The 24183-nt window shown below is 70.1% G+C and carries 29 protein-coding genes and 1 pseudogene; 13 read left to right on the top strand and 17 right to left on the bottom strand.

The window, feature by feature from the left end:
• Positions 1-143 precede the first annotated feature (143 nt).
• Both LG396_RS25540 and LG396_RS25545 read right to left on the bottom strand, forming a co-directional pair.
• Positions 144-440, bottom strand: a complete 297-nt coding sequence (locus LG396_RS25540; protein ID WP_372483560.1) for a hypothetical protein — start codon at positions 438-440, stop codon at positions 144-146.
• 320 nt (positions 441-760) lie between these two features.
• Positions 761-1273 (bottom strand): ATP-binding protein, encoded by a 513-nt coding sequence (locus tag LG396_RS25545; RefSeq protein WP_225796554.1) that lies wholly within the window; start codon positions 1271-1273, stop codon positions 761-763.
• Between the two features lie 244 nt (positions 1274-1517).
• On the opposite strand from LG396_RS25545, the gene LG396_RS25550 reads away from it, so the two are divergent.
• The gene (locus LG396_RS25550; protein ID WP_225796555.1) at positions 1518-2882 is read left to right on the top strand and encodes an NsdA family TPR-like regulatory protein; all 1365 of its coding nucleotides are present in this window, start codon (positions 1518-1520) and stop codon (positions 2880-2882) included.
• A gap of 19 nt (positions 2883-2901) precedes the next feature.
• Here LG396_RS25550 and LG396_RS25555 read toward each other — a convergent pair whose 3' ends face one another.
• From LG396_RS25555 to LG396_RS25595, 9 genes are all read right to left on the bottom strand, one after another.
• Complete coding sequence (locus LG396_RS25555; protein WP_225796556.1) at positions 2902-3504, bottom strand: hypothetical protein; 603 nt, start codon at positions 3502-3504, stop codon at positions 2902-2904.
• Positions 3501-5003 (bottom strand): RNA-directed DNA polymerase, encoded by a 1503-nt coding sequence (locus LG396_RS25560; RefSeq protein ID WP_225796557.1) that lies wholly within the window; start codon positions 5001-5003, stop codon positions 3501-3503. Before LG396_RS25560 ends, LG396_RS25555 begins: the two co-directional genes overlap by 4 nt.
• Positions 5004-5113: 110 nt before the next feature.
• Positions 5114-6031, bottom strand: coding sequence for a phosphotransferase enzyme family protein (locus tag LG396_RS25565; RefSeq protein ID WP_225796558.1), 918 nt, complete (start codon positions 6029-6031; stop codon positions 5114-5116).
• A gap of 189 nt (positions 6032-6220) precedes the next feature.
• The gene (locus LG396_RS25570; RefSeq protein ID WP_225796559.1) at positions 6221-7582 is read right to left on the bottom strand and encodes a dicarboxylate/amino acid:cation symporter; all 1362 of its coding nucleotides are present in this window, start codon (positions 7580-7582) and stop codon (positions 6221-6223) included.
• 307 nt (positions 7583-7889) lie between these two features.
• Complete coding sequence (locus tag LG396_RS25575) at positions 7890-8201, bottom strand: DUF4229 domain-containing protein (RefSeq protein WP_018840215.1); 312 nt, start codon at positions 8199-8201, stop codon at positions 7890-7892.
• Positions 8202-8289: 88 nt separating this feature from the next.
• Positions 8290-8817, bottom strand: a complete 528-nt coding sequence (locus LG396_RS25580) for a GNAT family N-acetyltransferase (protein WP_037748849.1) — start codon at positions 8815-8817, stop codon at positions 8290-8292.
• A 7-nt stretch (positions 8818-8824) separates the two neighbouring features.
• The gene (locus LG396_RS25585) at positions 8825-9439 is read right to left on the bottom strand and encodes a hypothetical protein (protein WP_372483561.1); all 615 of its coding nucleotides are present in this window, start codon (positions 9437-9439) and stop codon (positions 8825-8827) included.
• Between the two features lie 63 nt (positions 9440-9502).
• Complete coding sequence (locus LG396_RS25590; RefSeq protein WP_018840218.1) at positions 9503-9955, bottom strand: Lrp/AsnC family transcriptional regulator; 453 nt, start codon at positions 9953-9955, stop codon at positions 9503-9505.
• 83 nt (positions 9956-10038) lie between these two features.
• Entirely contained in the window at positions 10039-10773 is a 735-nt protein-coding gene (locus LG396_RS25595; RefSeq protein WP_018840219.1) for a UbiX family flavin prenyltransferase, read from the bottom strand.
• 168 nt (positions 10774-10941) lie between these two features.
• Between LG396_RS25595 and LG396_RS25600 the strand changes: the two genes are divergently transcribed.
• Genes LG396_RS25600 through LG396_RS25610 form a run of 3 tightly spaced genes read left to right on the top strand, consistent with a single transcriptional unit; the run spans position 10942 to position 12046 of the window.
• Positions 10942-11514 carry a rhomboid family intramembrane serine protease gene (locus LG396_RS25600; RefSeq protein ID WP_372483566.1) on the top strand — a complete coding sequence of 191 codons (573 nt, stop codon included), beginning with the start codon at positions 10942-10944 and terminating at the stop codon, positions 11512-11514.
• A 32-nt stretch (positions 11515-11546) separates the two neighbouring features.
• Positions 11547-11798 (top strand): type II toxin-antitoxin system Phd/YefM family antitoxin, encoded by a 252-nt coding sequence (locus LG396_RS25605; protein WP_018841952.1) that lies wholly within the window; start codon positions 11547-11549, stop codon positions 11796-11798.
• Positions 11795-12046 (top strand): type II toxin-antitoxin system RelE family toxin, encoded by a 252-nt coding sequence (locus LG396_RS25610; protein WP_037748843.1) that lies wholly within the window; start codon positions 11795-11797, stop codon positions 12044-12046. The genes LG396_RS25605 and LG396_RS25610 overlap by 4 nt, the downstream gene beginning before the upstream one ends.
• An 11-nt stretch (positions 12047-12057) precedes the next feature.
• On the opposite strand, the gene mqnP is transcribed toward LG396_RS25610, so the two are convergent.
• Positions 12058-12978: a menaquinone biosynthesis prenyltransferase MqnP gene (gene mqnP, locus LG396_RS25615; RefSeq protein WP_225796560.1), complete on the bottom strand. Its 921-nt coding sequence runs from the start codon at positions 12976-12978 to the stop codon at positions 12058-12060.
• Positions 12975-14420: a menaquinone biosynthesis decarboxylase gene (locus LG396_RS25620; RefSeq protein WP_225796561.1), complete on the bottom strand. Its 1446-nt coding sequence runs from the start codon at positions 14418-14420 to the stop codon at positions 12975-12977. Before LG396_RS25620 ends, mqnP begins: the two co-directional genes overlap by 4 nt.
• Positions 14421-14609: 189 nt before the next feature.
• Here LG396_RS25620 and LG396_RS25625 point away from each other — a divergent pair, with 189 nt between their 5' ends.
• From LG396_RS25625 to LG396_RS25655, 7 genes are all read left to right on the top strand, one after another.
• Positions 14610-15047 (top strand): PLD nuclease N-terminal domain-containing protein, encoded by a 438-nt coding sequence (locus LG396_RS25625; RefSeq protein ID WP_225796562.1) that lies wholly within the window; start codon positions 14610-14612, stop codon positions 15045-15047.
• Between the two features lie 71 nt (positions 15048-15118).
• Entirely contained in the window at positions 15119-15541 is a 423-nt protein-coding gene (locus LG396_RS25630; RefSeq protein WP_225796563.1) for a PLD nuclease N-terminal domain-containing protein, read from the top strand.
• A 203-nt stretch (positions 15542-15744) separates the two neighbouring features.
• Entirely contained in the window at positions 15745-17037 is a 1293-nt protein-coding gene (locus LG396_RS25635) for an NAD(P)/FAD-dependent oxidoreductase (protein ID WP_225796564.1), read from the top strand.
• The gene (locus LG396_RS25640) at positions 17034-18035 is read left to right on the top strand and encodes an RNA polymerase sigma-70 factor (RefSeq protein WP_225796565.1); all 1002 of its coding nucleotides are present in this window, start codon (positions 17034-17036) and stop codon (positions 18033-18035) included. The genes LG396_RS25635 and LG396_RS25640 overlap by 4 nt, the downstream gene beginning before the upstream one ends.
• 120 nt (positions 18036-18155) lie before the next feature.
• Entirely contained in the window at positions 18156-18506 is a 351-nt protein-coding gene (locus LG396_RS25645; protein ID WP_225796566.1) for a hypothetical protein, read from the top strand.
• 43 nt (positions 18507-18549) lie between these two features.
• Positions 18550-18720 (top strand): hypothetical protein, encoded by a 171-nt coding sequence (locus tag LG396_RS25650; protein WP_225796567.1) that lies wholly within the window; start codon positions 18550-18552, stop codon positions 18718-18720.
• Complete coding sequence (locus tag LG396_RS25655) at positions 18717-19529, top strand: SAM-dependent methyltransferase (protein ID WP_037748827.1); 813 nt, start codon at positions 18717-18719, stop codon at positions 19527-19529. Before LG396_RS25650 ends, LG396_RS25655 begins: the two co-directional genes overlap by 4 nt.
• Positions 19530-19629: 100 nt before the next feature.
• On the opposite strand, the gene LG396_RS25660 is transcribed toward LG396_RS25655, so the two are convergent.
• Together LG396_RS25660 and LG396_RS25665 are read right to left on the bottom strand one after the other, a co-directional pair.
• A complete protein-coding gene (locus LG396_RS25660; protein WP_225796568.1) occupies positions 19630-20421 on the bottom strand; it encodes a DUF5995 family protein in 792 nt (263 codons plus the stop codon).
• A gap of 107 nt (positions 20422-20528) precedes the next feature.
• The gene (locus LG396_RS25665; protein WP_225796569.1) at positions 20529-21422 is read right to left on the bottom strand and encodes a phosphorothioated DNA-binding restriction endonuclease; all 894 of its coding nucleotides are present in this window, start codon (positions 21420-21422) and stop codon (positions 20529-20531) included.
• Between the two features lie 303 nt (positions 21423-21725).
• Here LG396_RS25665 and LG396_RS25670 point away from each other — a divergent pair, with 303 nt between their 5' ends.
• Together LG396_RS25670 and LG396_RS25675 are read left to right on the top strand one after the other, a co-directional pair.
• Positions 21726-21929: a cold-shock protein gene (locus LG396_RS25670; protein WP_018840231.1), complete on the top strand. Its 204-nt coding sequence runs from the start codon at positions 21726-21728 to the stop codon at positions 21927-21929.
• A gap of 194 nt (positions 21930-22123) precedes the next feature.
• Positions 22124-23590: a DEAD/DEAH box helicase gene (locus LG396_RS25675; protein ID WP_225796570.1), complete on the top strand. Its 1467-nt coding sequence runs from the start codon at positions 22124-22126 to the stop codon at positions 23588-23590.
• Between the two features lie 92 nt (positions 23591-23682).
• Here the strand turns inward: LG396_RS25675 and LG396_RS39950 are convergent.
• Positions 23683-23784 (bottom strand): annotated as a pseudogene (locus LG396_RS39950) (phosphorothioated DNA-binding restriction endonuclease); the annotation flags it as partial.
• 38 nt (positions 23785-23822) lie between these two features.
• A complete protein-coding gene (locus tag LG396_RS25680; RefSeq protein WP_225796571.1) occupies positions 23823-24137 on the bottom strand; it encodes a MazG-like family protein in 315 nt (104 codons plus the stop codon).
• Positions 24138-24183 lie beyond the last annotated feature (46 nt).

The raw sequence follows: 24183 nt of genomic DNA on the forward strand, positions 1-24183 counted from the left end.
ACAACAACGGGCAGGCCAGGTACCTGCCCGATTCGCTCGGCCAGCGTAAGGCCCCCTGCTCTCTCGCCCCATGGCAGCTACCGCCCAAACCCTCTCCAGCCGACGACGCACACCCTGACCGGACACACGACCACCGAACCGCATCACGACCCACCACCAGCGTCACCGGTCGCGTCCTCCAGGAGCACCGCGAGCTGTTCCACCGCCGCCGGCCACCCCGCCAGCCGCACCACACCGCGCCCGTTCGCGTCGGCGTCGGCCACGGCCCGCACTCGGGACAGCTCCAGCCCGGCAGCCAGCAACGCCCGGTTCAGCCGGTCCGCGGCCCGGCTTGCCTCACGCCAGCCCGCCACGTAATCGACGCTGGAGTTCCACAGCCCGGCATCGAGCGCGAAGACGTCCAACCCGTCGTTCAGCCTGTCCTCACCAGCTCCGGACACGTGATCCACCTCTGTCCCGATCTATGTAACGGATCGTCAACTTCCTTGGCCCAGGGCAAAAACGCAGAGCGACGGCCCCGGTACCATCTGGCACCGGGGACCGTCGCGTCCCCAGCCGGGCCACCCTTCGCTTCCTAGGGCTGTTGGGTGGCCCGGTCTCGGTCTGAAGTTGGTAGGGTGCGGCCCCCTATCCGCGATGGGGAGCCAGCGGGCGCCTGAGAGCCGCACCCCTGGCCGGAGAGGGTCAGTCCCCGGCCGTACCGGTCCGCCGTCCTCCTTCCGATCGCTAGGAAGGGCGTCCTCGGACGACGGACCGGCGACTACGGCGCGTTGCTGTGGGGCTTGCCGTCGAGGTCGAACCGGCAGCACACGGTCTTACCGCCCTCAGCCTCCGGCACCCACCACAGCGCGTCCGGCAACTGTTGAACGATCGACAGGCCACGGCCGTGAGTCGGCAGCAGGACCTCCACGAAGTCACCCGCCAGCTCCGGCGAGAACAGCTCCCCGCCCGGTACACACGGCGGCTCGGAGTCTTCATCTGCCACCCCGACGAGCAGTACAGAGGGCCACTTCCGCAGCGTGACGTCGATACGCCGGGAGCCGCCGGGCCGCGCGCGCCGCGCGTCGGGAACAGCGTGGTTGACGACGTTCCCGACCAGTTCCCCGATCACCAGCTCCGCGTCATCAGCAAGCCAGGACAGACCCCAGTCGTCCAGCGCCGACGTGACCAGCTTCCGCGCCGCCCGCAGTGAATCGGACGCTTCCGCGTGCAGGGTGAGCCCCCGGAACTGCTCAACCGGCGGGGCAAGGGCCGCAGCACGCTCGACAGCCACCGATGGAACCTCATCGATCCGAGCAATCGGCCCGCACTCCATGGCGTCCTCCGGTTATCCGCGATCTTCTCGGTTCCTCGAACACCGCCCAGTGAACGGCCCCGGCCGTCAAATCGGGAGCGTTCACAAGGGGGTTCACGTGAACACCGGGACCAGAGAGGGGGTTCACCGATGAACCCCCACCGCCCTACGATCTGTGACAGCATCACGACTTGCCGTCATTCTCGGGTTAGGGCAGGGGAGCATGAACCGAGAGCCGAACGCGCAGTTGATCGCCGTCATGAACGAGGCCGGCGTCTCGAACAAGGGCCTGGCCAAGCGCATGCGAGACCACGCAGCGCAGCGCGGGGACAACCTCGGCACGACACACATCGCCGTGCAGCGGTGGCGCGATGGCGCCGGTATCCAGCCGAAGACGGCAGCCACCATGGCACACGTCCTGAGCAACAAGCTCCGACGGCGGCTCACCCCCAGGGATCTCGGCTTCCCGGACCCGTACGAAGCGGCAGCGCCGCCGACCTCGGCCTACCCGGAGACATTCGCCGACGCGCTGGCGATGCTCGAAGAGACCACCGAGGAACGCGCCGACACCCCCAGCAAGCTCATCGTCCCCGACTCCGACACGAGTGCCGCCGTCCTGTCGTGGATGGTCTCCCGCCCTGACGGTCTCCAGCCGGACCGCCCGGCTTCCCAGCGCGTCGGCATGCGCGACGTACGCGCCGTCCGCACGGCCGCGGACATGTTCATGCAACTCGACTTCCTCTACGGCGGCGGCCACGGCCACAAGGCATTACGCCACTACTTCCGCCACGAAGTCCTCCCCCTCCTCAGCGCCAGCTACAGCGAGAAGGTAGGCACCGCGCTCTTCAGCGCCGCCGCGGAGATCTCCCAACTCCTCGCCTGGACCGCCTACGACACGGGCAATCACCGCCTCTCGCACCGCTACCTGACCGGCACACTCCGCCTCACCCAGGTAACCGGCGACCGCATGTTCGGCGCTCGCATCCTGTCCAACCTCAGCCACCAGGCGAACTACCTCGGCAACCACGCCCAGGCCATCCAGTTAGGCCGCGCTGCCGTCGAGGGCGGCAAGGGCAAATCCACTCCCCGCGCCATGGCCCTCTTCGCCGCCATGGAAGCCCGCGCCTGCTCCAATGCCGGAGACGCTATCGGAGCCGGCCGCGCGATGAACGAGGCGGAGCGCCACTTCGAGCAAGCCGACACCGCCGAAGACCCCGAATGGCTGGGCTACTTCGACTCCGCCGAGCTGATGGGCGAGTTCTGCCACTGCTTCCGCGATCTCAAGCAACGCCGCGAAGCCATCGAGCACGCCCAACGCGCCGTAGACGATACGGACCCTAAGTACGCCCGCACCCTCGGCTTCTGCCGTATGGTGCTGGCAAAGAGCCAACTGATCAACAATGAGCTTGAGGCGGCCGTCGCAACGGCAAGCCTGGCCGTAGAAGGGGGCGACTCTCTCCAGTCAGCCCGCTTCCAGCGCTACATCACAAACTTCCAAAGCGACGTGAGTATCCATGCCGGGAACCGCGCTGTGGCCGAATTCAACGAGAGAGTGCGTTCCGCTGTAGCCCGACTGGACGAAGACTAGGCATGAAATGCACAGCCATTCAACCGAATTGCGTGAAACTATCAACCGAAAGAATGAACTCACGTACCGCGTACGCGGCATCTCTTACCGAGTCAGGGTATGCAATGACGCGAAGATTCTGAATCTCGTACCCCATTGCCTTAACCTCAACAACAAGCTTCTTGAACTCCTGAGAGTTCTTTCTCTGCCGATCGGTGAATCTTCCACCCCCATGCGCAGAAGCATTTCGAAGTTCGATCAGAACTTTCATCGTCTGCCACCCCCGCGCATCTCTAAGGTCAACCAGCATCCAATCACGCAGAGAGTTCAATGATTTTTCCCACGTCGAATCCAACAAGCTTCTATTCTTCTCGTATAGATGCGTAAGCATGGGATTGTTGATCTGCACCACATGCGATTCGACGCAGTCGCGAATTCTCGCAAACGTAAACCTCTCGCCTTCAGTGACTATCCGCGCCAAATATGAGAGGCATTGGGCGCTTTGAGTCAAGGAGAGAAAGTTTACGCTAGACTCCAGCAGGTCTGAGTCGACTTCCTCAGCCAGGAAATTATGTGCCGCCGATTCCCAGTCTGCACAGATACGCATTAAAGCCCGGCATGCGGTTTCGGCATCCTCGGTCAAATTGAGCGGATACATTCCGCCCCCCAGTCGGCACAAATGACACCGAGTTTCGTACCTGGGCGTAGCATCTGGCGCTCTTTATCGCGAATCCCTTGCACACCAGCCAGGGAGGCTGCTACGTATGGGACGCCGAGAGCGCCAGTTGACTCGTCGACCGACGCCCAGTCGGCTTTATCCAGCATTCCATTAAAGGCGAGGCATAGGGCTGCTTGACTGCGGACGTACTCCGACCGGTCCGACAGGAGACCAGTGAGAAACGAGTGAAGCACCGGCTGATCTCTCACAACTCCACATTTGGCAAATTCCGGATCCTGCAGAGCCCATGACAGCCAAAGTTGCTGCCATCGGTTCAGGATCCCAGATTCTAGGATTTCTACACACGTATCCCCAGCATACGCCGCGGCCTGTTCCCCCATGCTACGAGTGTATCGAAATACAGTGGGAGTCAGTTGAGGCTCTCGTAGAAGGATCTCTTTGAGGTGCACCATGCCTGCGGTACTTCCTGCCGCCTCAAGAACCGTAAGCGCTGCCCATATCAGCCTGTGCTGCTGGAGCAGACTACTGTGTTCAATGATTGCGTCAGGTGTTTCATCCCGCCAGTCATGAAGTAACTGCTCGGCTGTTTCCACAAGAACTTCATCCAAGTCTGGTTCAGAATCTGCATCCCCATAGAGGTTCATGAGCATCAGGTTTTGCTCGGCGGAACTCCTCGCTTCTCCCTCCTTACGCTCGTCCTCGTCGGCAAACTCCTTGTACTTTCCGATCGAAAGCAGATGAGTCTTCCAGTCATTCAACGACAAGCCCATTGACCGGGATTCTTCATGTACCGCATCCAGGGCCGTGACGGCCTGATGCCGAGACTGGGCCGTAATGCGGAAATCGTCTGCATATCGCCAGACCTTGAACCCTCTTCTTACCAGGTTCCGGTGCAGATTATCCACAAGAAGCTCGGATATCATTTTACTCGGCTCACTCATCTGGGGAATTCCGACATCACGGCCAAAAATAGCCCTCCAAAATTCACAGAGATGCCGAGCGATTTCGGCCCTTCCAGTTCGGGCGATGATCTCATCTCGCATCAACGAATGGTCGATCGATGAGAAATAGTTAGCAATGTCGGTCTTAATCACATAGCTGGCCGTAGTATCTTCCAAAGGGCCTTTCTCGAAGCCCTCATACGCTTCTGCGCTCCTATCGAGTCCCGGCAGTTCGTCCTTCATGTAGTTGACGGTGGCACGATAGAGCGTCCGCTCGCGTAGCGGTAGGATATGGATTGGGCGTCGCCCATTACGCCACTTAATCGCCGTCAAGAGATCGGCGTAGGGCGTCTCGCTTTCGCCTAACGAAACCCCTTTGAGGTATTCAGCAATCTCACCGACCTGATCGGCTGGCACTGCATCATCCACGATCTGCTTCGGGGCGAGATCAGGCTGCCATTCGATTTCCTGGGAGAGCGCAGTCTCAAAATCGAGCTGGTTCATGGTGTGGCGAGACAGCATCGTAGATCCTTGGACTCAAGGGCATAGGAGCGCTGTAGAGAATACAGCGATGCGGCGCCATGTTGCAGAGAATTCGAAGGATGCTAACCTGTAGATGAACGCTGATCGGTCTACCATGGACACCAGTTCCTCGGCGAGGCGTCGTCCCGCAGGGAAGCGATTCGGCGGCGGTACTCGGATGCGACACTCACGTTTTCGTTGACGTTCTGCATGAGCCACGTCGTCATGCCGAACTCTTGGATGCCGCGCAGCGTCGCGTAGCCGGGCCACTCGTACAGGTCTCGGCCGTACGCGGACACGAACTCGGCATATTGCTTATCCGTTTGCCAGCCGATGCTGTGGTGTTCTACCGCCGTAACCATCAGGTCCCACTCCGGGTGATCGAAGCAGAAGCCCTCGAAGTCTATGACGATCACTTCGCCCTGCTGGTTCACCATGAGGTTCTGCACGTGGGCGTCGCCGTGGACCGGGCCCTTGGGTGTTTCGAAGCGCAGCTCCGCGTACTTGTCCTGTAGCTCCCGCTGCCTCTTCCGCAAGAACGCCTTGTCGTCCTCCGGGATCGGTGCCATCTCAAGGCGCAGCTCCCACTTGTCGAAGGGCTCGAACGGCGGCAGCTCCAGGCCGGCGGGGAGCGTCAGGGAGTGGATGCCCCGGAGCGCCGTGCCGAGTTCGCCGTAGGTGGCCTTGCGGTCGCCCTCTTCGATCAGGTGCCAGAAGGTGACCGGGTGGCCGTCGATCGAGAGCGGCTGGTCCAGGTCTTCGAGCACCCGGGCGGCCGGAAAGCCCTCGGCGGCCAGCCAGCGCGACACCGCGACTTCCTTACGTGCCGTCGACAGCCACTCCGGGCCGCGGGCGATCCGGACGACGACCGGGGCGGAGGCAAGCCGGAACAAGGCGTTCTCGCCGAAGCGGATTAACTCCGCGCCCGTGTCGCTCAGGCCGGCGGACCGGCACGCGGCGGCCATCACCCGCGCCGCCCGTGTCGACGTGAACCCCTCTTCCGATGACCGAGCAGCGTCAGACGCCATGCCGGAACCAGCTCCCCTAGTCGTGCGCGATCCACCGGCGCACGCACTACGGGTGACCAACCCGACGCACGCCGGACACGACTCAGACCGTACCCACCCGAAGGCACCCCTGACGAGGCCGCACATACGTGGTGCCCGCACCCCCAGCCACGCGGGGAGTACGGGCACCACGTGCCGCCGTACGGAGCGTCAGACGGCGGCTGCGACCGGCACCTTCCGGCCGTCGGAGTCGAGCGAGTCGATCGAGTCGACGTCAACGTCGTTGATGTCGAAGCTCGTTGCCGAGTTGTACTTGTCGCGGTCGAGGATTCCCTCCTGCGCAGCGACTATCAACGTGCATACTGATTGTCCAGCGACGTTCGTCGCGGTGCGGGCCATGTCGAGGATCGGGTCGATCGCCAGCAGCAGGCCCACGCCCTCCAGGGGCAGGCCCAGGGTGGAGAGGGTCAGGGTGGTCATGATGGTGGCGCCCGTGAGGCCCGCGGTGGCGGCGGAGCCGATGACCGAGACGAAGGCGATCAGGATGTAGTCCTGGATGCCCAGGCTGACGTCGAAGATCTCGGCGATGAAGATGGCCGCCAGGGCCGGGTAGATCGCGGCGCAGCCGTCCATCTTCGTCGTCGCGCCGAAGGGGACCGCGAAGGAGGTGTACTCCTGCGGGACGCCGAGGCGTTCGGTGACCTTCTTGGTGACCGGCATGGTGCCGACCGAGGAGCGGGAGACGAAGGCGAGCTGGATCGCGGGCCAGGCGCCGCGGAAGAACTGGACGGGGTTGACCTTGGCGACCGTGGCCAGCAGGAGCGGGTAGACGCCGAAGAGGACCAGGGCGCAGCCGATGTAGACATCGGCGGTGAAGGTCGCGTACTTGCTGATCAGGTTCCAGCCGTAGTCGGCGATCGCGAAGCCGATGAGGCCCACGGTGCCGATCGGGGCGAGGCGGATGACCCACCACAGCGCCTTCTGCAGCAGCTCCAGAATCGTTTCGCTGAGTGCGAGGACCGGCTCGGCCTTCTCGCCGAGCTTCAGCGCGGCGACGCCGACGGCCGCCGCCAGGAAGACGATCTGCAGCACGTTCAGTTCGGTGAAGGGCGTGATGATGTCGGTCGGGATGATTCCGGTGAGGAAGTCGATCCACGAACCGCTGTCCTCGGGGGCGGCGCCGTCCTTCGGGGACAGGTCCGTGCCGTTGCCGGGGTTGGTGATCAGGCCGATGGTCAGGCCGATGGCGACCGCGATCAGGGACGTGGCGAAGAACCAGAGGAGCGTACGGGTCGCCAGGCGGGCGGCGTTGTTGACGTTCCGCAGGTTGGTGATCGACACCAGGATGGCGAAGAACACCAGCGGGGCGACCGCCAGCTTGAGCAGTTGGACGAAGATGGTGCCGATCTGGTCCAGGGTGTCCTTCAGCCAGGCGACGTCGCCGGTACGGGCGGCCCAGCCGAGGAGCACGCCGAGGACGAGGCCGGCGAGGATCTGGGCCCAGAAGGGCACCTTGGGTATCCGGAAGCCGCTGCGCGGCTGCGCGGTGGGGGCAGGGGTGGGTGTGGACACGGGCGTCTCCGTGACTGGGCGCGCCGGGCCTCGTCCGCACGGTGGCGGGACGGGGGAAAGGGGGCGCGCGGCTGCTGCTGGGGGAATGTGGTCCGTAGACCGGTCAGAGCGCGCGGGACTGGCTGCTCTGACATGCCGCGGACAGGCAGCGGCACAGATCGACGTGCAGGCGCGCCACGAGCCGGAGGCTCGTAGGCATGCGAAGCGCAGCTACCGTCGTCGTCATGACGAGAAGACTAACACTCCTACTTTGACATTCCCATAGTGCGGCTTTGGTGAGAGCCGTCACCCTCGACGCCGCACGCCCCTACGCCGTACCGCGCGCCTCGTCGTCCGCCTCGTCCTCGCGGCTGCGGTTCGCCGCCAGCCGGTCCTTCGACTTCTGCACCTTGCCCACGATCTGCTCCGACATCTCGTCCCGCTGCCTGCGCAGCAGGATGAAGCTCAGCGGCGCGGAGACGACGATCGCCAGCAGCATGACCCACAGGTAGTTCGAGTCGCCCAGACCTGCCGGGAGCGCGCCGAGCCGGACCAGGACGGCCAGGATCACGAAGGACGCGGCGAAGACGCCGAGGCGCATGGCGGTGTAGCGGACGGCGGGGTTCGGCTTGGGGGTCACGGCTGACAACTTCTCTCTGCTCTCTGCTCCGTCGGTCAGGGTGGTGCGCGGTGGTACGCGGTGGTGCGGCGTGTGCGTGCGGTGCCTCTCAAGTATGCAGCGGCAGCCACATCGTGATGTCGTCGCGGTAGTCGTCCTCGGCGACGCGTATCGCGTCGGGTACGCGGCCGACCTCCTTGTAGCCGCAGGAGGCGTAGAACGTGTCGACCCCTGTCCCGCCCCGGCACGTCAGCCGGATCCCCCGCATCCCCGGCAGCCCGCGCGCCGCGTCCGCCGCCGCGGCCATCAGGCGGCGGCCCTCGCCCGTGCCCTGGCGGTCGGGGTGCACCATGACGGTGTAGAGCCAGCACCAGTGCCGCATCAGGCGGTGGGTGTTGAGCGTCAGGAAGGCGGTGGCGGCCGGGCGGCCCGCCTCGTCGAGGGCGGCGATCAGGTGGGTGCGGCCCTCCGCCATGGCCGCGAGGTGCTTGACCAGCTCCGGGCGGATGTCCGCGGGCGTCACCGGGGGTACGAAGCCCACGGCGCCGCCCGCGTTGCTCACGTCGGCCCAGAGCGTGCATATGCCGTCCCGCAGGGCAGGGGTGACCGCGGGGTCCAGCTCGTAGCGCAAGGTCATGGGGTCCTCAGAAGCGCATCGGCTGCGGCGCCTCGCGCCGCTCCGGGTCCGGTCCTTCGTGCTCGCGGACCGCGGTGTAACTTCCGTCACGCTCCACCGGGCGCAGGCCCGCGTCCTGGATCAGCTCCACGAGTTCGCCGGCCGGGAGGGTGTCGTCGGCGCCCGGTGCCGGGGCGAAGTCGTCCGCGCCGTGCTGCAGGGCGAGTTGCGCCGTCTGCGTGCCGTACGCGGTCCACGCGGCCCGTACGTGCGGCACGTTGTCCAGCAGCAGCCGCGCCACCGCGAACGCCTTCAGTGCCTCCGCGCCCGTGACCCGCCCCGCCGCCAGCGGCACGACGGCCAGCAGCCCCGCGCCGGCGTCCTGCCGGTCGCGCAGGGCCAGCAGCGCGTCGACGGTCTGCGCCACGGAGCCCTCGCCGTACGCCACCGCCTCCGTGGCCTCCGACGGCGCGGCCGGCGCGAAGTACACGCGCTCCCCGTGCCGCCCCGTCCGCACCTCGTGCGCGAGCCCGCCCAGCCACGCCAGGTCACCGCTCCCGTACAGCGCGACGCCGTCCTCCCGGCTCAGCCGCGCGCCTTCGCGCACCTTCTCCGCCAGCTCGCGCCTGAGCCCTGCGTCCACGCGCCGCCTCCCAGCCCGTAAGTCACGTTCCTGCGCATCTGCGCGCATCCGAGCCTACGCGGCCTACTCCTCCGCGATCTCCCCCACCCTGCTCTCCCACATCGTGGACAGCACGACCGTCGTCGCCGTGTGCGAGACGCCCTTGATGCGTGACATCCGCCTGACCGTCTTCCCCAGCCCGTCCACGTCCGGCGCGCGCACCTTGAGCATGAACGAGTCCGCCCCGGCGATGAAGAAGCAGTCCTCGATCTCCGGCAGGTCCCGCAGCCGGTCCGCGACGTCGTCGTGGTCCACCGCCTCGGAGAGCGAGATCCCGACGAGTGCGGTGACGCCGCGGCCCAGCAGGGCGGCGTCGACGGTGGCGCGGTAGCCGGTGATCACCCCGGCGGCCTCCAGGCGGTTGATCCGGTCCGTGACGCTCGGCCCGGAGAGCCCCACGAGCCTGCCCAGCTCTGCGTACGAGGCCCGGCCGTTCTCCCGCAGGGCCTGGATGAGCTGCCTGTCGACGGCGTCCATGTGCGTTCTCAAGCCTTCCGTGCGGCTGTGTCAGCTGTGTCAGCTGTGTCGTCTGTGTCGGCTGTCCAGCGGTTTCCGCTGTGTCAGCGGGAGCGCCCCAGCTCCCCTTCCCATCTGCGATAGAGCTTGTGCGCCACGCCCGCGGCATCGAGGGCGCGGCCGGCGACGAAGTCCACGAGGTCCTGGATGCCGGTGGCCCCCGCGTAGAAGGCGGGGGCGGCGGGCAGCACCACGGCGCCCGCCTCGTCCAGGGCCACCATCTGCCGCAGCGTCGGCCCGGGCAGCGGCGTCTCCCGTACCACGACGACCAGCGGCCGGCCCTCCTTCAGCGTCACGCTCGCCGTGCGCTGGAGGAGGTCCTTGGAGAGCCCGAGCGCGATGCCCGCCACCGCGGCCGTCGACGCCGGCACGACGATCATGCCCTTCGCGGGGTACGAACCGGAGGACGGTCCTGCCGCCAGATCGCCGGCCGCCCAGTGCCGTACGTCACCCAGGTCGGCCGCCCCGGCGAAGGCGTCCGGCCGGCCGTCGGCGCCCGCGGCGAGCCAGCGCCGCAGGTCGTCGCGCCAGTGCGCGTCGCGGAACGGGCCCCCCGTCTCGTCCAGCAGCGTCAGCCGCGCGGCCCGGCTGACGACGAGGTCGACGGCCTCCCCGGCCTGCAGCAGCGCGCGCAGCACGGCCGCGGCGTACGGGGTGCCGGAGGCGCCGGAGACGCCGACGACCCAGGGCCGGCGGCCCCGGCCGGGGCGGTCGGCGTACGGCTCCTCGTACGGCTGCCCGTCCGGGTCCTCGTACGGCGTCTGGTGCGGCGGCTCCACGCGGCGAGCCTATCCGGCGCCGGGAACCGCGGCGCAGGCCGCCTGCGTTTCCCTCAGGGAGGACACACTGGTCCGAAGGGGGCTCGGGTGATGTACGAACCTTACGGGCGCGGCACCCCCGCCGCGCGGCCCGCGCGGGCGGCACGGCCGCCGCGCGGGCGAATATACGTGAAGCGCGCCGCGGTGGTGATGCTCGCGTGGGTGGCGCTGCTGTGGGTGCTGGAGGCCGTCGACCAGGCGGGCGACAACAAGCTGGACACGTACGCGATCACGCCCCGGCAGTTCGGCGAGCTGCGGGACGTGATCCCGGCGTCGTTCATGCACTTCGGCTGGGACCACCTGTCGGCGAACACGGGTCCGCTGCTGGTGCTCGGCTTCATCGCGGCGATGCGCGGGATCGGCCGGTTCGCGGGCGTGGCCGCCCTGATCATGCTGGTGAGCGGGCTCGGGGTGTGGCTGGTCTCGCCCGCGGGGTCGCACACGGCGGGCGCATCGGGCGTCGTCTTCGGCCTCTTCGGCTACGTGGTGGTGCGCGGCTTCGTCGACCGGCGGATGGCCGACGTGCTGATCGGCATCGTGGTCGCGCTGGTGTACGGCTCGATGGTGTGGGGCGCCCTGCCGACGGACCAGGTCGTGGAGCAGTCGATCTCCTGGCAGTGCCACCTCTTCGGCCTCGTGGGCGGCGTGCTGGCGGCGTTCTACTTCAGCGACCGCAGACGGGCCGGCCTCCGGGCGGGCTGAGACAGCGGTGTCATCTTCTGTACAGTTGATGCATGAGTGAGACACTGCCCATCGCGCAGGCACGCAGCCAGTTCGGCGCGCTCGTCCGCCGTGCCGCTCTGGGCCGCGAGCGCACCGTCATCACCGACCACGGTGAACCGGCCGCGATGATCGTCGGCATAGGGGACATCGAAGACCTCGAAGACGCCCTTGCCGTCGCGCAGTACGAAGCCCGCAAGGCCCGCGGCGAGGACACGTACGTGCCCCACGACGAAGTGCGCAAGCGCCTGGGGCTCGACACGTGAGCCACGAGGTCGTCTGGGAGACCGACGCCGTGAACGCCGCCGCGGGCTTCCTCGCCGACGACCCCGCCGGACTGCGGGCACTCGTCGACGGCATCGACGCCCTCGCCACGGAGCAGCGCCCGAAGAACTCGGCTCCCTGGGGCACCGACCACCGCCGGCTCCGCGTCGGCCGCTACCGGGCGGTCTACCGAATCGACGACGGCAGGGTCACCGTGCTCGTGCTCCACGTAGGCCGCGCGGGGGTGTGACCCCCGGCGGGTCACAGGCTCAGGTCGCGTACCAGGAGGTCCGCCGCCGCGCAGCAGAAGAGGATGATGCCGATCACGCCGTTCAGCGTGAAGAACGCCCGGTTCAGCCGGCTCAGGTCGTCGGGGCGCACGATGCTGTGCTCGTACGCGAACACCCCCGCCACCGCCGCGAGCCCCACCCAGAACAGCGCACCCGCGTCCGTCGCCAGCGCGTACCAGGCGAACAGCGCCATCGTCACGACGTGCGCCGCCCGCGCCCCGTACAGCGCCCCGGCGATGCCGAAGCGGGCCGGGACCGAGCGGATGCCCTGGGCGCGGTCGGTGTCGACGTCCTGGCAGGCGTAGATCAGGTCGAAGCCGCCGATCCAGATCCCCACCGCGAGCCCCAGCAGCACCGCGGGCCACGACCACTCCCCCGTGACCGCCAGCCACGCGCCGATCGGGCCGATGGCCTGCGCGAGACCGAGGATCGCGTGCGGGTACGTCGTGAACCGCTTGCCGTACGGATAGACCACCATCGGCACCGCCGCGACCGGCGCCAGCACCAGGCACAGCGGGTTCAGCAGCGCCGCGGCGCCGAGGAAGACCGCCAGCGCGATCAGCGCGCCCGTCCACGCCGAGCGGACGGAGACGGCGCCGGTGACCAGCTCGCGGTGGGCGGTGCGGGGGTTGCGGCCGTCGATCTCGCGGTCGATGATCCGGTTCGCGGCCATCGCGAACGTCCGCAGCGCCACCATCGCGACCGTGACGATCAGCAGCGTCCCCCACTCGATCGACCCGTCGCCGTCGACCAGCATGGCCGTCAGCGCGGCGATGTACGCGAACGGCAGCGCGAAGATCGAGTGCTCGATCATCACCAGCCGCAGGAACGCCCGTACCCCGCTGCCCGACCGGGCGGGGCCGGGACCGACGACGCTCCCGGCGGCCGTCACAGGCCGTACTCCCGCCACCGCGCGTCGACTTTCGCCGCCGTGTCCGGATCGGAGACGACCATGTCCGGCCAGCCGCGCGCGTAGCCCTCCTCGGGCAGCTTCGCGGTGGCGTCGATACCGGCCTTGCCGCCCCAGAACTGCTGGTACGAGGCGTGGTCGAGGTGGTCGACCGGGCCCTCGACGACGGACAGGTCGCGGCTGTAGTCGGTGTTGCCCAGCGCCCGCCAGGCGACTTCCTGGAGGTCGTGGACGTCGCAGTCGGCGTCGACCACGATGATCAGCTTGGTCAGCGACATCATGTGCGCGCCCCAGATCGCGGACATCACCTTCTGCGCGTGCTTCGGGTACTTCTTGTCGATCGACACGATCGCGCAGTTGTGGAAGCCGCCCGCCTCCGGCAGGTGGTAGTCCACGATGTCCGGCACGATCACCTTCAGCAGCGGCAGGAAGAACCGCTCGGTGGCCCGCCCCAGCGGCCCGTCCTCGGTCGGCGGGCGGCCGACGACGATGGACTGGAGCAGCGGGCGGCGGCGCATCGTGACGGCGTCGATGGTCAGCGCGGGGAACGGCTCCTGCGGGGTGTAGAAGCCGGTGTGGTCGCCGAACGGGCCCTCGGGCAGCTCCACGCCGGGCTCCAGCCAGCCTTCGAGCACCACCTCGGCGTGCGCGGGGACCTGGAGCGGCACCGTCTTGCAGTCGACCATCTCGACGCGCTTGCCGCCGATGAAGCCGGCGAGCATGTACTCGTCCATGTCGCCGGGCAGCGGCGCGGTCGCCGCGTACGTCACGGCCGGCGGGCAGCCGAAGGCGATGGCCACCGGCAGCTTCTCGCCGCGGCGGGCGGCCACCTGGTAGTGGTTGCGGCTGTCCTTGTGGATCTGCCAGTGCATGCCGATGGTGCGGCGGTCGTGGCGCTGGAGGCGGTAGAGGCCGAGGTTGCGGACGCCGGTCTCGGGGTCCTTGGTGTGGGTGAGGCCGAGGTTGTAGAAGGACCCGCCGTCCTGCGGCCAGGTGAAGAGCGCGGGGATCGCGTCGAGGTCGACCTCGTCGCCGGTGAGCACGACTTCCTGGACGGGCCCGTCCTTCGCCTTCCGCGGCGGTACGTGCGCCATGGTGCCGAGCTTGCCGAACGCCTCGCGTACGCCCGTGAAGCCCTGCGGCAGCTCGGGCTTGAGCAGCCCGCCGATGCGCTCGCCGATCTCCGCGTACGACTCGAGGCCGAGGGCTTTGAGGAGCCGGCGGTCGGTGCCGTAGACGTTCATCGCCAGCGGCATGCCGGAGCCCTTGACGTTCTCGAAGAGCAGGGCGGGGCCGCCGGCCTTGTTGACGCGGTCGGTGATCTCGCCGACTTCGAGGTACGGATCGACCTCGGCCTTGATGCGCTTGAGGTCGCCGTCGCGCTCCAGGGCCCGCAGCAGCGAGCGGAGATCGTCGTAAGCCATGCGCCCCAGTATCCGCCAGGCGCCGGGCGCGATTCGCGAAGGGGGTGCGGGCGGGGCGCGGGCGGGGTCGTGGGGGCGTTTGCGCCACGGCTTACCCTGGACGGACCGCGGGGTCCGTACGGGAGCCGCACCGAAACCGGCGCGGGAGGCCGCCGCACCGCCGCGCCACCGCACGTCGAAGGGCCGCTCATGCTCAGGTATCTACCGTTTCTCCTGGTCCTGGCGGTGTGGATCTATGCGTTCATCGACTGCCTGAACACCCCGGAGAAGGACGTACGGAATCTGCCCAAGCTGGTCTGGGTGGCGATCATCGTGCTCTTCGGCTCGGTGCTCTTCGGCCCGCTGGCGTGGTTCATCGGCGGCCGGCCGCGGGGCCGCCCGGTGATCGCCGGCGAGGGTGCGGGCAGCGGCGGACGCCGCCCGCGCCGCGGCGGGTGGGTGGCGCCCGACGACAACCCGGACTTCCTCCGCTCGCTGGGGGAGGACCGGCGCAAGGACGAACCACGGCAGGAGCCGAAGCAGGAGCCGCGGCAGGAGCCGCAGCAGGAGCCGAAGGACGAGCGCGGCCGGGAGCGGGACGAAGAAGGCCCGGAAGGACGCCAGGGACCCGACGAGGACCGGCGCTGAGACGTTAACCTGACGCGGAGACGAGTGGGGGCCGAGGCCGTAGCCCCGCGACAATCAAAGGGGTTTGCCGCGTGCTCCGCTACCTGCCGTTCATGGTCCTCCTCGGCATGGTGATCTACGCGCTGATCGACTGCGCGACCACGAAGAAGGAAGACGCCAAGCACCTCCCCAAGGTCGCGTGGCTCATCCTCATCGTCCTGTTCCCGCTGCTCGGTTCGATCGGCTGGCTGATCGCGGGCCGGAACCGCCGCCGCCCGCCGGCCGGCGGCGGCAGCGGCACCGGGGGCACCGGGGGCGGGCGGCGCACGACGTGGGTGGCGCCGGACGACAACCCGGAGTTCCTGAAGAAGCTGGGCGACGAGAACGCGAAGGGCGCCGAGGGCGACGGGGACGACTCCCGGGACGGCGACGACACCCGGGACCGCGACGCGGACGGCGACGAGGACGAGGGCGACGCCGACGGCAAGCGGGACGGCGGCCCGCGTCTGAAGTGACGCGTCTCCGGCAGACAGGTGGAGCGCCGCTCTCCGGTCGCCGCCGCGAACCCCCGCTCTCGGGTAGCCGCGCGGAGCGCCCGCCCCCGCACCGTGACGCGGCTCACATCCACCCCTGTCACGTATCGGCCGGGTGCCCTGTCCCATGGTCGCTCCCGCACCCCGCGGGAGCCCCGGACGGAACGCACCACCGGAGGCCCCCGATGACCACCCAGCCCCCCGGCCACCGCATCGTCGTCGTAGGCGCGGGCTACACCGGCATGTTCGCCGCCGTACGCACCGCACGCCGCACCCGCCGCCTCGGCGCCCGGATCACGCTCGTGAACCCCTCGGCACGGTTCACCGAGCGGCTGCGCATGCACCAGGTCGCCGCGGGCCGGCGGCTCGCGCACCACCGCATCGCGGACCTGCTCGCCGGCACCGGCGTCGAGTTCGTGCAGGGCCGCGCCGTGGCCATCGACACGGAGACGCGGCGGGTGACGGTCGAACGGAGCCCCGCGGACGGCCCCGGCGAGGGGCCGGAGGCGGGTCGCGGGGCCGTCGGCATTCCGTACGACACCCTCGTCTACGCCCTCGGCAGCAGCACCGACACCACCCGCGTCCCGGGCGCCGACCAGCATGCCGTGACCCTCGACGACCCGCGTGCGGCCCACGAGTTCGGCGGCCGCCTCGCCGCCCTGGCCGCCGCCGGCGGCCGGCTCGTCGTCAGCGGTGGCGGCCTCACCGGCGTCGAGGCCGCGACCGAACTCGCCGAGCGCCACCCCGGGCTCGACGTCACGCTCCTCAGCCGCGGCGTGCCCGGCGCGATGATGGGCGACCGGGCGCGCGCCCATCTGGACCGCGCACTGACGCGCCTGGGCGTGACGGTACGCACCGGGGCCGACGTCAGGAAGGTGCTGCCCGGCGGCGTCGAACTGGCGGGCGGCCGGCAGTTGCCGTCCGATCTGACGCTGTGGACCGCGGGCGTGCGGGTGGCTGACCTCGCTGCCCGCGCCGGGATCGAGACGGACGCGCGCGGGCTGGTCGTGGTGGACGACCGGCTGCGGTCGGTCTCGCACCCGGAGGTGTACGCGATCGGGGACGCGGCGGCCGTACGGCAGGCGTGGGGGCAGGTCCACGGCACGTGCCAGAGCGGGCTCCCCACGGCGCAGCACGTCGCGGACGCGATCGCGCGGACGCTGCGGGGGCGGGAGGTGCGGCGGTTCCGGTTCGGGTACTTCCACCAGCCGGTGAGTCTGGGGCGGCGGGACGCGGTGATCCAGTTCACGTACGCGGACGACGCGCCGCGGCGGTTGTACCTGCGGGGGCGGTGGGCGGTGGCGTACAAGGAACTGGTCAGCTCCAGCCCGCTGGTGATGTACCGGCTGAGCAGGCGGATGAACGTGACCGCGGTGCTGTCGCGGGGCGGACGGGCCACGCGGGGTGCGGCGGGCGCCGGCGGGCGGGCCGAAACGCCGTTGCCGCGGGGTCCGAGGGCGGAGAGCATGGGGCGATGACCGAGAGGGAGCAGGGGCGGGAGGGGAAGCGGGCGCGGGAGCCGGAGGCCGCGACGCCGCCGGGGACCGTGCCCCCGGCAGGGGATCCGGCGGGGGGCACGTCCCCCGGGGACCCCTTCTCCGACCACCGCCGGCTCCTCTACGGCACCGCGTACCGCCTCCTCGGCAGCGTCGCCGACACCGAGGACGTACTCCAGGACGCCTGGCTGGCCTGGCACCGGGCCGACCGCGCCGCCGTCCGCAACCCGCGCGCGTACCTCGTCCGCACCGTCACCAACCTCGCGCTCAACCGCCTCACCTCCGCCCGCGCCACCCGCGAGCGCTACGTCGGCCCCTGGCTCCCCGAGCCGCTGCTCACCACGCCCGACATCGCCGACGACGCCGAGCTGGCGGACACCGTCTCGACCGCGATGCTCGTCGTGCTGGAGACACTCTCGCCCGTCGAGCGCGCGGTGTTCGTGCTCCGCGAGGCGTTCGGCTACGCGCACGCCGAGATCGCCGGGTTCCTCGACCGCCCCGAGCCGGCCGTCCGCCAGATCGCCCACCGCGCCCGCGCGCACGTGGACGCCCGCCGCCCCCGCTTCGACGCCGACGCCGACCGCCGTACCGAGGTCACCACCCGCTTCCTGGCCGCCGCCGCGGGCGGCGACCTCAACGCGGTCATGGAACTCCTCGCCCCCGACGTCACCGCCTGGACCGACGGCGGCGGCGTGGTCACCGCCGCCCGCCGCCCGCTGCACGGTGCGGACCACGTGGCCCGCTGGCTCCTCGGCGTCCTGCGCAAGCCGATCTCCGCGGGCGTACGGCTGCGTTCCGCGACGATCAACGCCGCACCGGGGATCCTCATCGACCAGTCCGGCACGGTGATCGGCTCGCTGTCGTACGACCTCACCGACGGCCTCGTACGCCACCTGCACATCCAGCTGAACCCCGCCAAACTCCGCGGCGTGCACGGCCCGGCACCCGGAGGGCCACCGGCCGGCCGCACGCCGCGGTAGGCGCGGCACGGGCCGCGGCCCCCGTCGGCCGGTCGTCCGGGCTTGCAACCGGTACCCGGGTACGGGCTTACCGTCGGAGGTGTCCCCGCCCCGGGGACGCCGACGACGGGAGTGAGCGCCATGAGTGACCTCGCGTGGGTGCCGCAGTCCTGCACGCTGCCCACCGCCGAGCGGCCCCTGCGGGTCGCCGAGTGGGACGCGCTGTTCGCGGAGGTGCCGGCCGCGGTGTCCCGGCCGGAGCCGCTGCGGCTGCGGCTGGTGCTGGCGGACGGGCCGGGGGTCGCGGAGCGGGTGCGGGAGCTGGCGGAGCGGGAGAGCGGGTGCTGCTCGTTCTTCACGTTCACCACGGACCGCGACGGCGATGACGGGGACGGCACCGGCAGCATGTCGCTGGACATCGCCGTGGACCCCGCGCACGCGGCGGTCCTCGACGCACTCGCCGCCCGGATCGACACCGCGGGGCGCCGGTGAGCGGGGAGCTGCGCAGCGGGCCGACGCGGAGATCGCCGACCCGGTGACGATCCGTACGACGCTCGCCGCCGCCGTCGAAGCGGGCTGCGACGACCTCGCCGCCTGCGCCTCCCACCCGCGCTGCCCCCTGCCCTTCGCCCCCCTCGCCGGGGACGGCGAAGGACCCGCGGAGGACAATGGCCGCCGGCGGACGCGGGCGGCGGAGGGCGGATGATGGGCACGGGTCGGGGGCCGGGCGTTGCGGTGGACGCCTCGGTGGCGCACAACGCACGGGTGTGGAACCACTGGCTCGGCGGCGGGGACAACTACGCCGTGGACCGGGAGATGGGCGACCACGTGGCGGGCATGTTCCCCGTCATACGCGACGTGGCCCGCGCCGACCGGGAGTTCCTGGGGCGCGCGGTGCGGTACCTCGCCGGCGAGGCGGGGATACGGCAGTTCCTGGACATCGGCACCGGCCTGCCGACCGCGGAGAACACCCACGAGGTCGCCCAGCAGGTGGAGCCGGCGGCCCGGATCGTCTACGTCGACAACGACCCCCTCGTCCTCGCCCACGCCCGCGCCCTGCTCACCAGCGCCCGGGAGGGCACCACCGCGTACGTCGCCGCCGACGCCCACGACCCGGAGGCGATCCTGCTCGGCGCCAAGCGCACCCTGGACTTCGAGGAGCCGGTGGCGGTCATGATGCTGGGCATCCTCAACTTCGTCCTCGACACCGACGACGCGCGCCGGGTCGTCCGCCGGCTGATGGACGCCGTACCGCCGGGCAGCTACCTCGCGCTCACGCACCCCACGACGGAACTGGGCGGCGAGGGCAACGTGGCGGCGATGCGCTTCTGGAACGCGAAGGCCACCCCGCCGATCACCGCCCGCGGCCGCGCGGAGGTGGAGGGGTTCTTCGACGACCTGGCCCTCCTCCCCCCGGGCCTGGTCTCCTGCACCCGCTGGCACCCGCCCCCGGGCCGCACGGACGACTCCCCGGAGGTCCCGCAGTTCGGCGCGGTGGCCCGCAAGGTCCGGTAGCCACCCGGTACTTCGGCGCGCGCCGTCCCTCGACGCGCGCGGTCCCTCGGCCCCCGGGCGTACGGAGGCGACCGGGTCCCACTCCGCGCGGATGCCGAGGTCACCCCTCGACCGACGCCCCAGGACCGGCGGCGGGCTGTTCCACGGCCCTGTCGAGATGGGCGATGACCGCCGGTACGTCGTCGCTCTCCGTGCTCCGGATCAGCTGGAGCGCCGGCTGGACGAGGCCGCCCGGGCGGGCGATCAGGCGGGCGAGTACGGCGGCGCGGATGTCGAGCCGCTCGATGGTCGCCGCGCGCTCCTCCTCGTTCTGGCCGGCGAGCAGGACGGCGTTGTGCCACGCCTCCTCGCGGGACTGGCGGACGGAGAAGTCGAGGATCTGCTCGTCCGTACGGGCGCCGATCTCGTCCAGCAGCGACAGCAGCGGCGACAGGGCGCCGACCGAGTCCTCCACGGCCAGGACCACCCGGGCGAGGATGTCGTTGATCAGGAGGAAGTCGCGCCGGAGCGACTGGATGTCCTCGCCCGGGGAGGTCCGCGCCGCGGCGACGGCGAGGTCGAGGTTGATGTGCGCGTTCACCCCGAGGATCAGGTGCTGCACGATGATGGTCCGGTCGTCGTCGAGCAGCCCGAACGTCTCGCGCCAGCAGCGCGGCCCGCTCCGGTCGCGGCGCCATGCGTCGTACGCGTCGAAGTACCGGTTGCCGAAGAGCGTGTCGAAGCGGTCCATCCGGGCCCCGTCGTCGAACTGCCCGTCGCGGATGGCCTGCCGCACCTCGACGGTCACCTGCCGGTACAACGCCGCGAAGTACCCGACCCGGTCACCGTCCCGCCGGGCGTCCCGCACGATCCCGGCCAGCCCGTCCACAACCTCGTCGATGTTCTCCGCCACCACACCCAACTCCCTCTCCGCGGGCCCTCGTCCGGCCGCAACCGTCCTACCACCGCCCGCCGGGGAGGGGACCCGGGACGGACCCGCGGGTACGAGCGGCGCGGCGCTCAGGCAGTCGCGGCGGGGCGCGGCTCACCGCGGAAGACCTGGCGCGTATGCCAGTCGCGGTGAGTTGCGGCAACGGGGCGCGCGCCGGGCTGCGGACCGATGAGCGGCCGGCCCGCGAGGGCTACGACGTACTCGCGGGCGGCCGGACTATGGCCGACGAAGCGCTGGGAGACCAGGATGCGCTGGTCGTCTCCCACGCCGAGGACACCCTTGTCGAAGAGCTTGTGGTGCAGCGAGCACAGGCACAGCCCGTTCTCGATCTCGTCGGGCCCGCCGAACGACCACCAACGCACGTGGGCGGCCTCCAGCCCGACCGGAACCGCGCCGATCCTGCCGTCGTATCCGCAGAAGGCACACCGGTACTCGTAGGCGGTCAGCACGAGTTCGCGCAGCCGCGGGTCGCGCTGCCTGGGTACCGCCGAGGGCGGCAGGGCCTCCGCCGGGTCCGGTCCCAGGCCGACGGCCTCGCACAGCTCGGTGTGCAGGGAGGGCGGGAAGTGCGCGTCGAGCAGCAGGCGCGCCAGCCTGCCGAGCAACTCCGGTTCACGCCGCAGCGCCGCCCTCAGGTCCGGGGCGAGCCGCCCGGTGGCCCCCGCCTCGCGGAGGTCCCGTACGAGGGTGCCGGGGCTGCCCGGTCCGTTGTCGGTGCGGACTTCCCATACGCCGTCGCTGACCAGGTGGTGGAAGGGGTAGGCGGGCGTCGTCCTGTGGGGCGGGCCGTACTCGGTCAGCAGGCGCTGGAGGTCGCCTTCGACGGCGGTGTACCGCAGACCGCCGTCGGCGTCCTCCTGGAACCGGCCGAGAGCATAGAGGAGCAGCAGCGGCTTGTGCGGTGCGCGCGTGCCACTCCTGCTCCACTGCCTCAGCTTGGCGATCCGCTCCGGCCAGTCCATGACGACTGATCGTAGAGGGGCGCTGACCGCCGCCCCGGCGGCCGGATCCCCGTCGCGGACCGGTGCGGAGCAGCCGCTGCCGGGATTCGGTGGTGCGCGTCGATCGAGAGGAGGGGCTGTCACCCGTGCTAGGCTGGCCGAAGTTGCAGTTGTGGTTCCCATGTATTTTGTGTGCGCCTGCTGGCCTTGACCTTCAGGCGCATTTCTCTTTTTCGGTGCTTTCCGGACCTGGTAATCACCGCGGCGACGCGGGATCGCGCACCGTGCGGATCTCCGGCACAGCCATCAGAAGGAGAAAAAGACATGGCCACCGGCACCGTGAAGTGGTTCAACAGTGAAAAGGGCTTCGGCTTCATCGCCCAGGACGACGGCGGCGCCGACGTCTTCGCCCACCACTCCAACATCAACGCTCAGGGCTTCCGCGAGCTGGCCGAGGGCCAGCGGGTGGAGTTCGACGCCACCCAGGGGCAGAAGGGCCTCCAGGCGGAGAACATCACCGTCATCTGAACCCTGATCCGAGGACGTGGCGCAAGTCACCAGCACGGGTCCGCGCGGCTGCACCGCGCGGACCCGTGCCCCGCGGCCGGAGCGCTCTGCGCACCGCGCCGCCGTTCGCCCATTCCCCGGCCCGTTCCTGCGGCTCCCGTGCGGCTCACTTCCGCCGGGATCTCCTCGACACGCGCCGTGACGAGGAGGTCCCCATGAACCGCAGTACGCGTCGTGCCCCCGACGACCCCGCCCGCCGCCGTTCGCGTGGGCAGAACCCGCGCCGGCCGGGCCGCCGGAAACCCGCCGCCGCGCAGGGCGAGTTCGCGCAGCCGGCGAGCACCACTCCCGCTCTGCCCCCGGCCGCGTCGTTCGACGACCTGGACATGCCGGCCGCGCTGCTGACGACGCTGCACCACCAGGGGGTGAGCGTGCCGTTCCCCATCCAGGCGGCCACCCTCCCCGACTCCCTGGCCGGCCGGGACGTCCTCGGCCGCGGCCGCACCGGCTCGGGCAAGACCCTGGCCTTCGGCCTGGCCCTGCTGGCCCGTACTGCGGGCCGGCGCGCGACCCCCCGGCACCCGCTCGCGCTCGTCCTCGTACCCACCCGCGAACTGGCCCAGCAGGTCACCGACGCACTCACCCCCTACGCCCGGGCGGCGCATCTGCGGCTCGCCACTGTCGTCGGCGGTACGTCCCTGACCCGGCAGGCCGCCGCGCTGCGCGACGGCGCCGAGGTGGTCGTGGCCACCCCGGGACGGCTGCGGGATCTGATCGACCGCCGCGACTGCCACCTGGACGAGGTGCGCATCACCGTGCTCGACGAAGCCGACCAGATGGCCGACATGGGCTTCCTGCCCCAGGTCACCGCCCTGCTGCGGCAGGTGCGGGCGGACGGCCAGCGGATGCTGTTCTCGGCGACGCTGGACCACAACGTCGACCGGCTGGTACGGGCCTTCCTCACCGACCCGGTCGTCCACTCGGTCGACCCGTCGGCCGCCACCGTGACGACGATGGAGCACCACGTGCTGCACGTCGCGGACGGCGACAAGCGGACGGCCGCCACCCATATCGCCGCCCGGGACGGCCGTGTGCTGCTGTTCGTGCACACCAAGCGGGGCGCCGACCGGCTGACCCGGCACCTGCTGGCCAACGGGATAAGGGCCGCCGCGCTGCACGGCGGCAAGTCCCAGGCCCAGCGCACCCGCACGCTCGAACAGTTCAAGCGCGGGGACATCACCGCACTGGTCGCCACGAACGTCGCCGCCCGCGGCATCCACATCGACGACCTCGACCTGGTCGTCAACGTCGACCCGCCGGCCGACCACAAGGACTACCTCCACCGCAGCGGGCGCACCGCCCGGGCCGGCGGGTCCGGCAGCGTCGTGACCCTCGTCCTGCCCGACCAGCGCCGCGAGATGACCCGCCTGACCACCACCGCCGGGATCACCGCACACACCACCCGCATCCAGCCCGGCAGCGAGGAACTCGCGCGCATCACCGGCGCCCGCACCCCCTCCGGCGTCCCCGTCACCCTCGGCGCAGCCCCTGCGAGCCCCGTCAGGCGCAAGCCCTCCGGAGGAGGACGCGGCGGCCGCCGCGGCGGCAATGCCCCGACCCGACGCGGCTCCTCGCGCACCCGCTTCCCGGAGAAGGCAACGTCACGCCGAGCGGCCGCATAACACCACAACGCAGCCCGGCCACCACACCCACGGGGGCCGGGCTGTAGTAGGGGGCCAAGGGGCCCGTACCGCTGGGTGACGCCGACAACGCCCCCGCGGAAGACCTGCCGCGGATGCCAGTCGCGGGGAGTTGCGGCAACAGGGCGAGCGGCGGGCCCCGAAGTGACGAGTGGCCGGCCCGTCCTATGCAGGACGGTGCAGCACCAGCCGCCAACACGGAGACCCCAGTCACTCAGCAGTTCAAGGAGCGCTCCGCGACGTGGTGGAGGCGTTCGGCGAAGATCTTCTCGGCTTCCGGGGTGATAGTCCGTAGGGCCACCATGCTGGTGAAGATGACGTCGCAGAGTTCGGCTTGGACGTCGTCCCAGGTGTGGCTGTTGCCCTTGCGGGGGTTGGAGCCGGTCACCCCGTGGATGGCCTCGGCGACCTCGCCGGCCTCCTCGCTGATCTTCAGTACGCGCAGGATGCGGGCCATCTCGGGTGAGACGCGGCTTTCCGCGTCCAGCCACTCGACAAGCCGGTCAATGGTCTCCCAGGTGTCACGCATGGGGGGGGTGCTCCGTGTTCTCTCACCGCTGTTGGAGATCGTGCCG

It is taken from the genome of Streptomyces aculeolatus (genome assembly GCF_020400605.1).
Classification (GTDB): domain Bacteria; phylum Actinomycetota; class Actinomycetes; order Streptomycetales; family Streptomycetaceae; genus Streptomyces; species Streptomyces aculeolatus.

Excerpts from the sequence above, each read along its gene's own strand:
- LG396_RS25655 (WP_037748827.1), top strand. The coding sequence starts at position 18,717 with ATGATGGGCACGGGTCGGGGGCCGGGCGTTGCGGTGGACGCCTCGGTG.
- LG396_RS25645 (WP_225796566.1), top strand. The coding sequence starts at position 18,156 with ATGAGTGACCTCGCGTGGGTGCCGCAGTCCTGCACGCTGCCCACCGCC.
- LG396_RS25640 (WP_225796565.1), top strand. The coding sequence starts at position 17,034 with ATGACCGAGAGGGAGCAGGGGCGGGAGGGGAAGCGGGCGCGGGAGCCG.
- LG396_RS25675 (WP_225796570.1), top strand. The coding sequence starts at position 22,124 with ATGAACCGCAGTACGCGTCGTGCCCCCGACGACCCCGCCCGCCGCCGT.
- LG396_RS25620 (WP_225796561.1), bottom strand. The coding sequence starts at position 14,420 with ATGGCTTACGACGATCTCCGCTCGCTGCTGCGGGCCCTGGAGCGCGAC.
- LG396_RS25560 (WP_225796557.1), bottom strand. The coding sequence starts at position 5,003 with ATGCTGTCTCGCCACACCATGAACCAGCTCGATTTTGAGACTGCGCTC.
- LG396_RS25580 (WP_037748849.1), bottom strand. The coding sequence starts at position 8,817 with ATGACCTTGCGCTACGAGCTGGACCCCGCGGTCACCCCTGCCCTGCGG.
- LG396_RS25670 (WP_018840231.1), top strand. The coding sequence starts at position 21,726 with ATGGCCACCGGCACCGTGAAGTGGTTCAACAGTGAAAAGGGCTTCGGC.
- LG396_RS25590 (WP_018840218.1), bottom strand. The coding sequence starts at position 9,955 with ATGGACGCCGTCGACAGGCAGCTCATCCAGGCCCTGCGGGAGAACGGC.
- LG396_RS25635 (WP_225796564.1), top strand. The coding sequence starts at position 15,745 with ATGACCACCCAGCCCCCCGGCCACCGCATCGTCGTCGTAGGCGCGGGC.
- LG396_RS25680 (WP_225796571.1), bottom strand. The coding sequence starts at position 24,137 with ATGCGTGACACCTGGGAGACCATTGACCGGCTTGTCGAGTGGCTGGAC.
- LG396_RS25625 (WP_225796562.1), top strand. The coding sequence starts at position 14,610 with ATGCTCAGGTATCTACCGTTTCTCCTGGTCCTGGCGGTGTGGATCTAT.
- LG396_RS25550 (WP_225796555.1), top strand. The coding sequence starts at position 1,518 with ATGAACCGAGAGCCGAACGCGCAGTTGATCGCCGTCATGAACGAGGCC.
- LG396_RS25565 (WP_225796558.1), bottom strand. The coding sequence starts at position 6,031 with ATGGCGTCTGACGCTGCTCGGTCATCGGAAGAGGGGTTCACGTCGACA.
- LG396_RS25605 (WP_018841952.1), top strand. The coding sequence starts at position 11,547 with ATGAGTGAGACACTGCCCATCGCGCAGGCACGCAGCCAGTTCGGCGCG.
- LG396_RS25665 (WP_225796569.1), bottom strand. The coding sequence starts at position 21,422 with ATGGACTGGCCGGAGCGGATCGCCAAGCTGAGGCAGTGGAGCAGGAGT.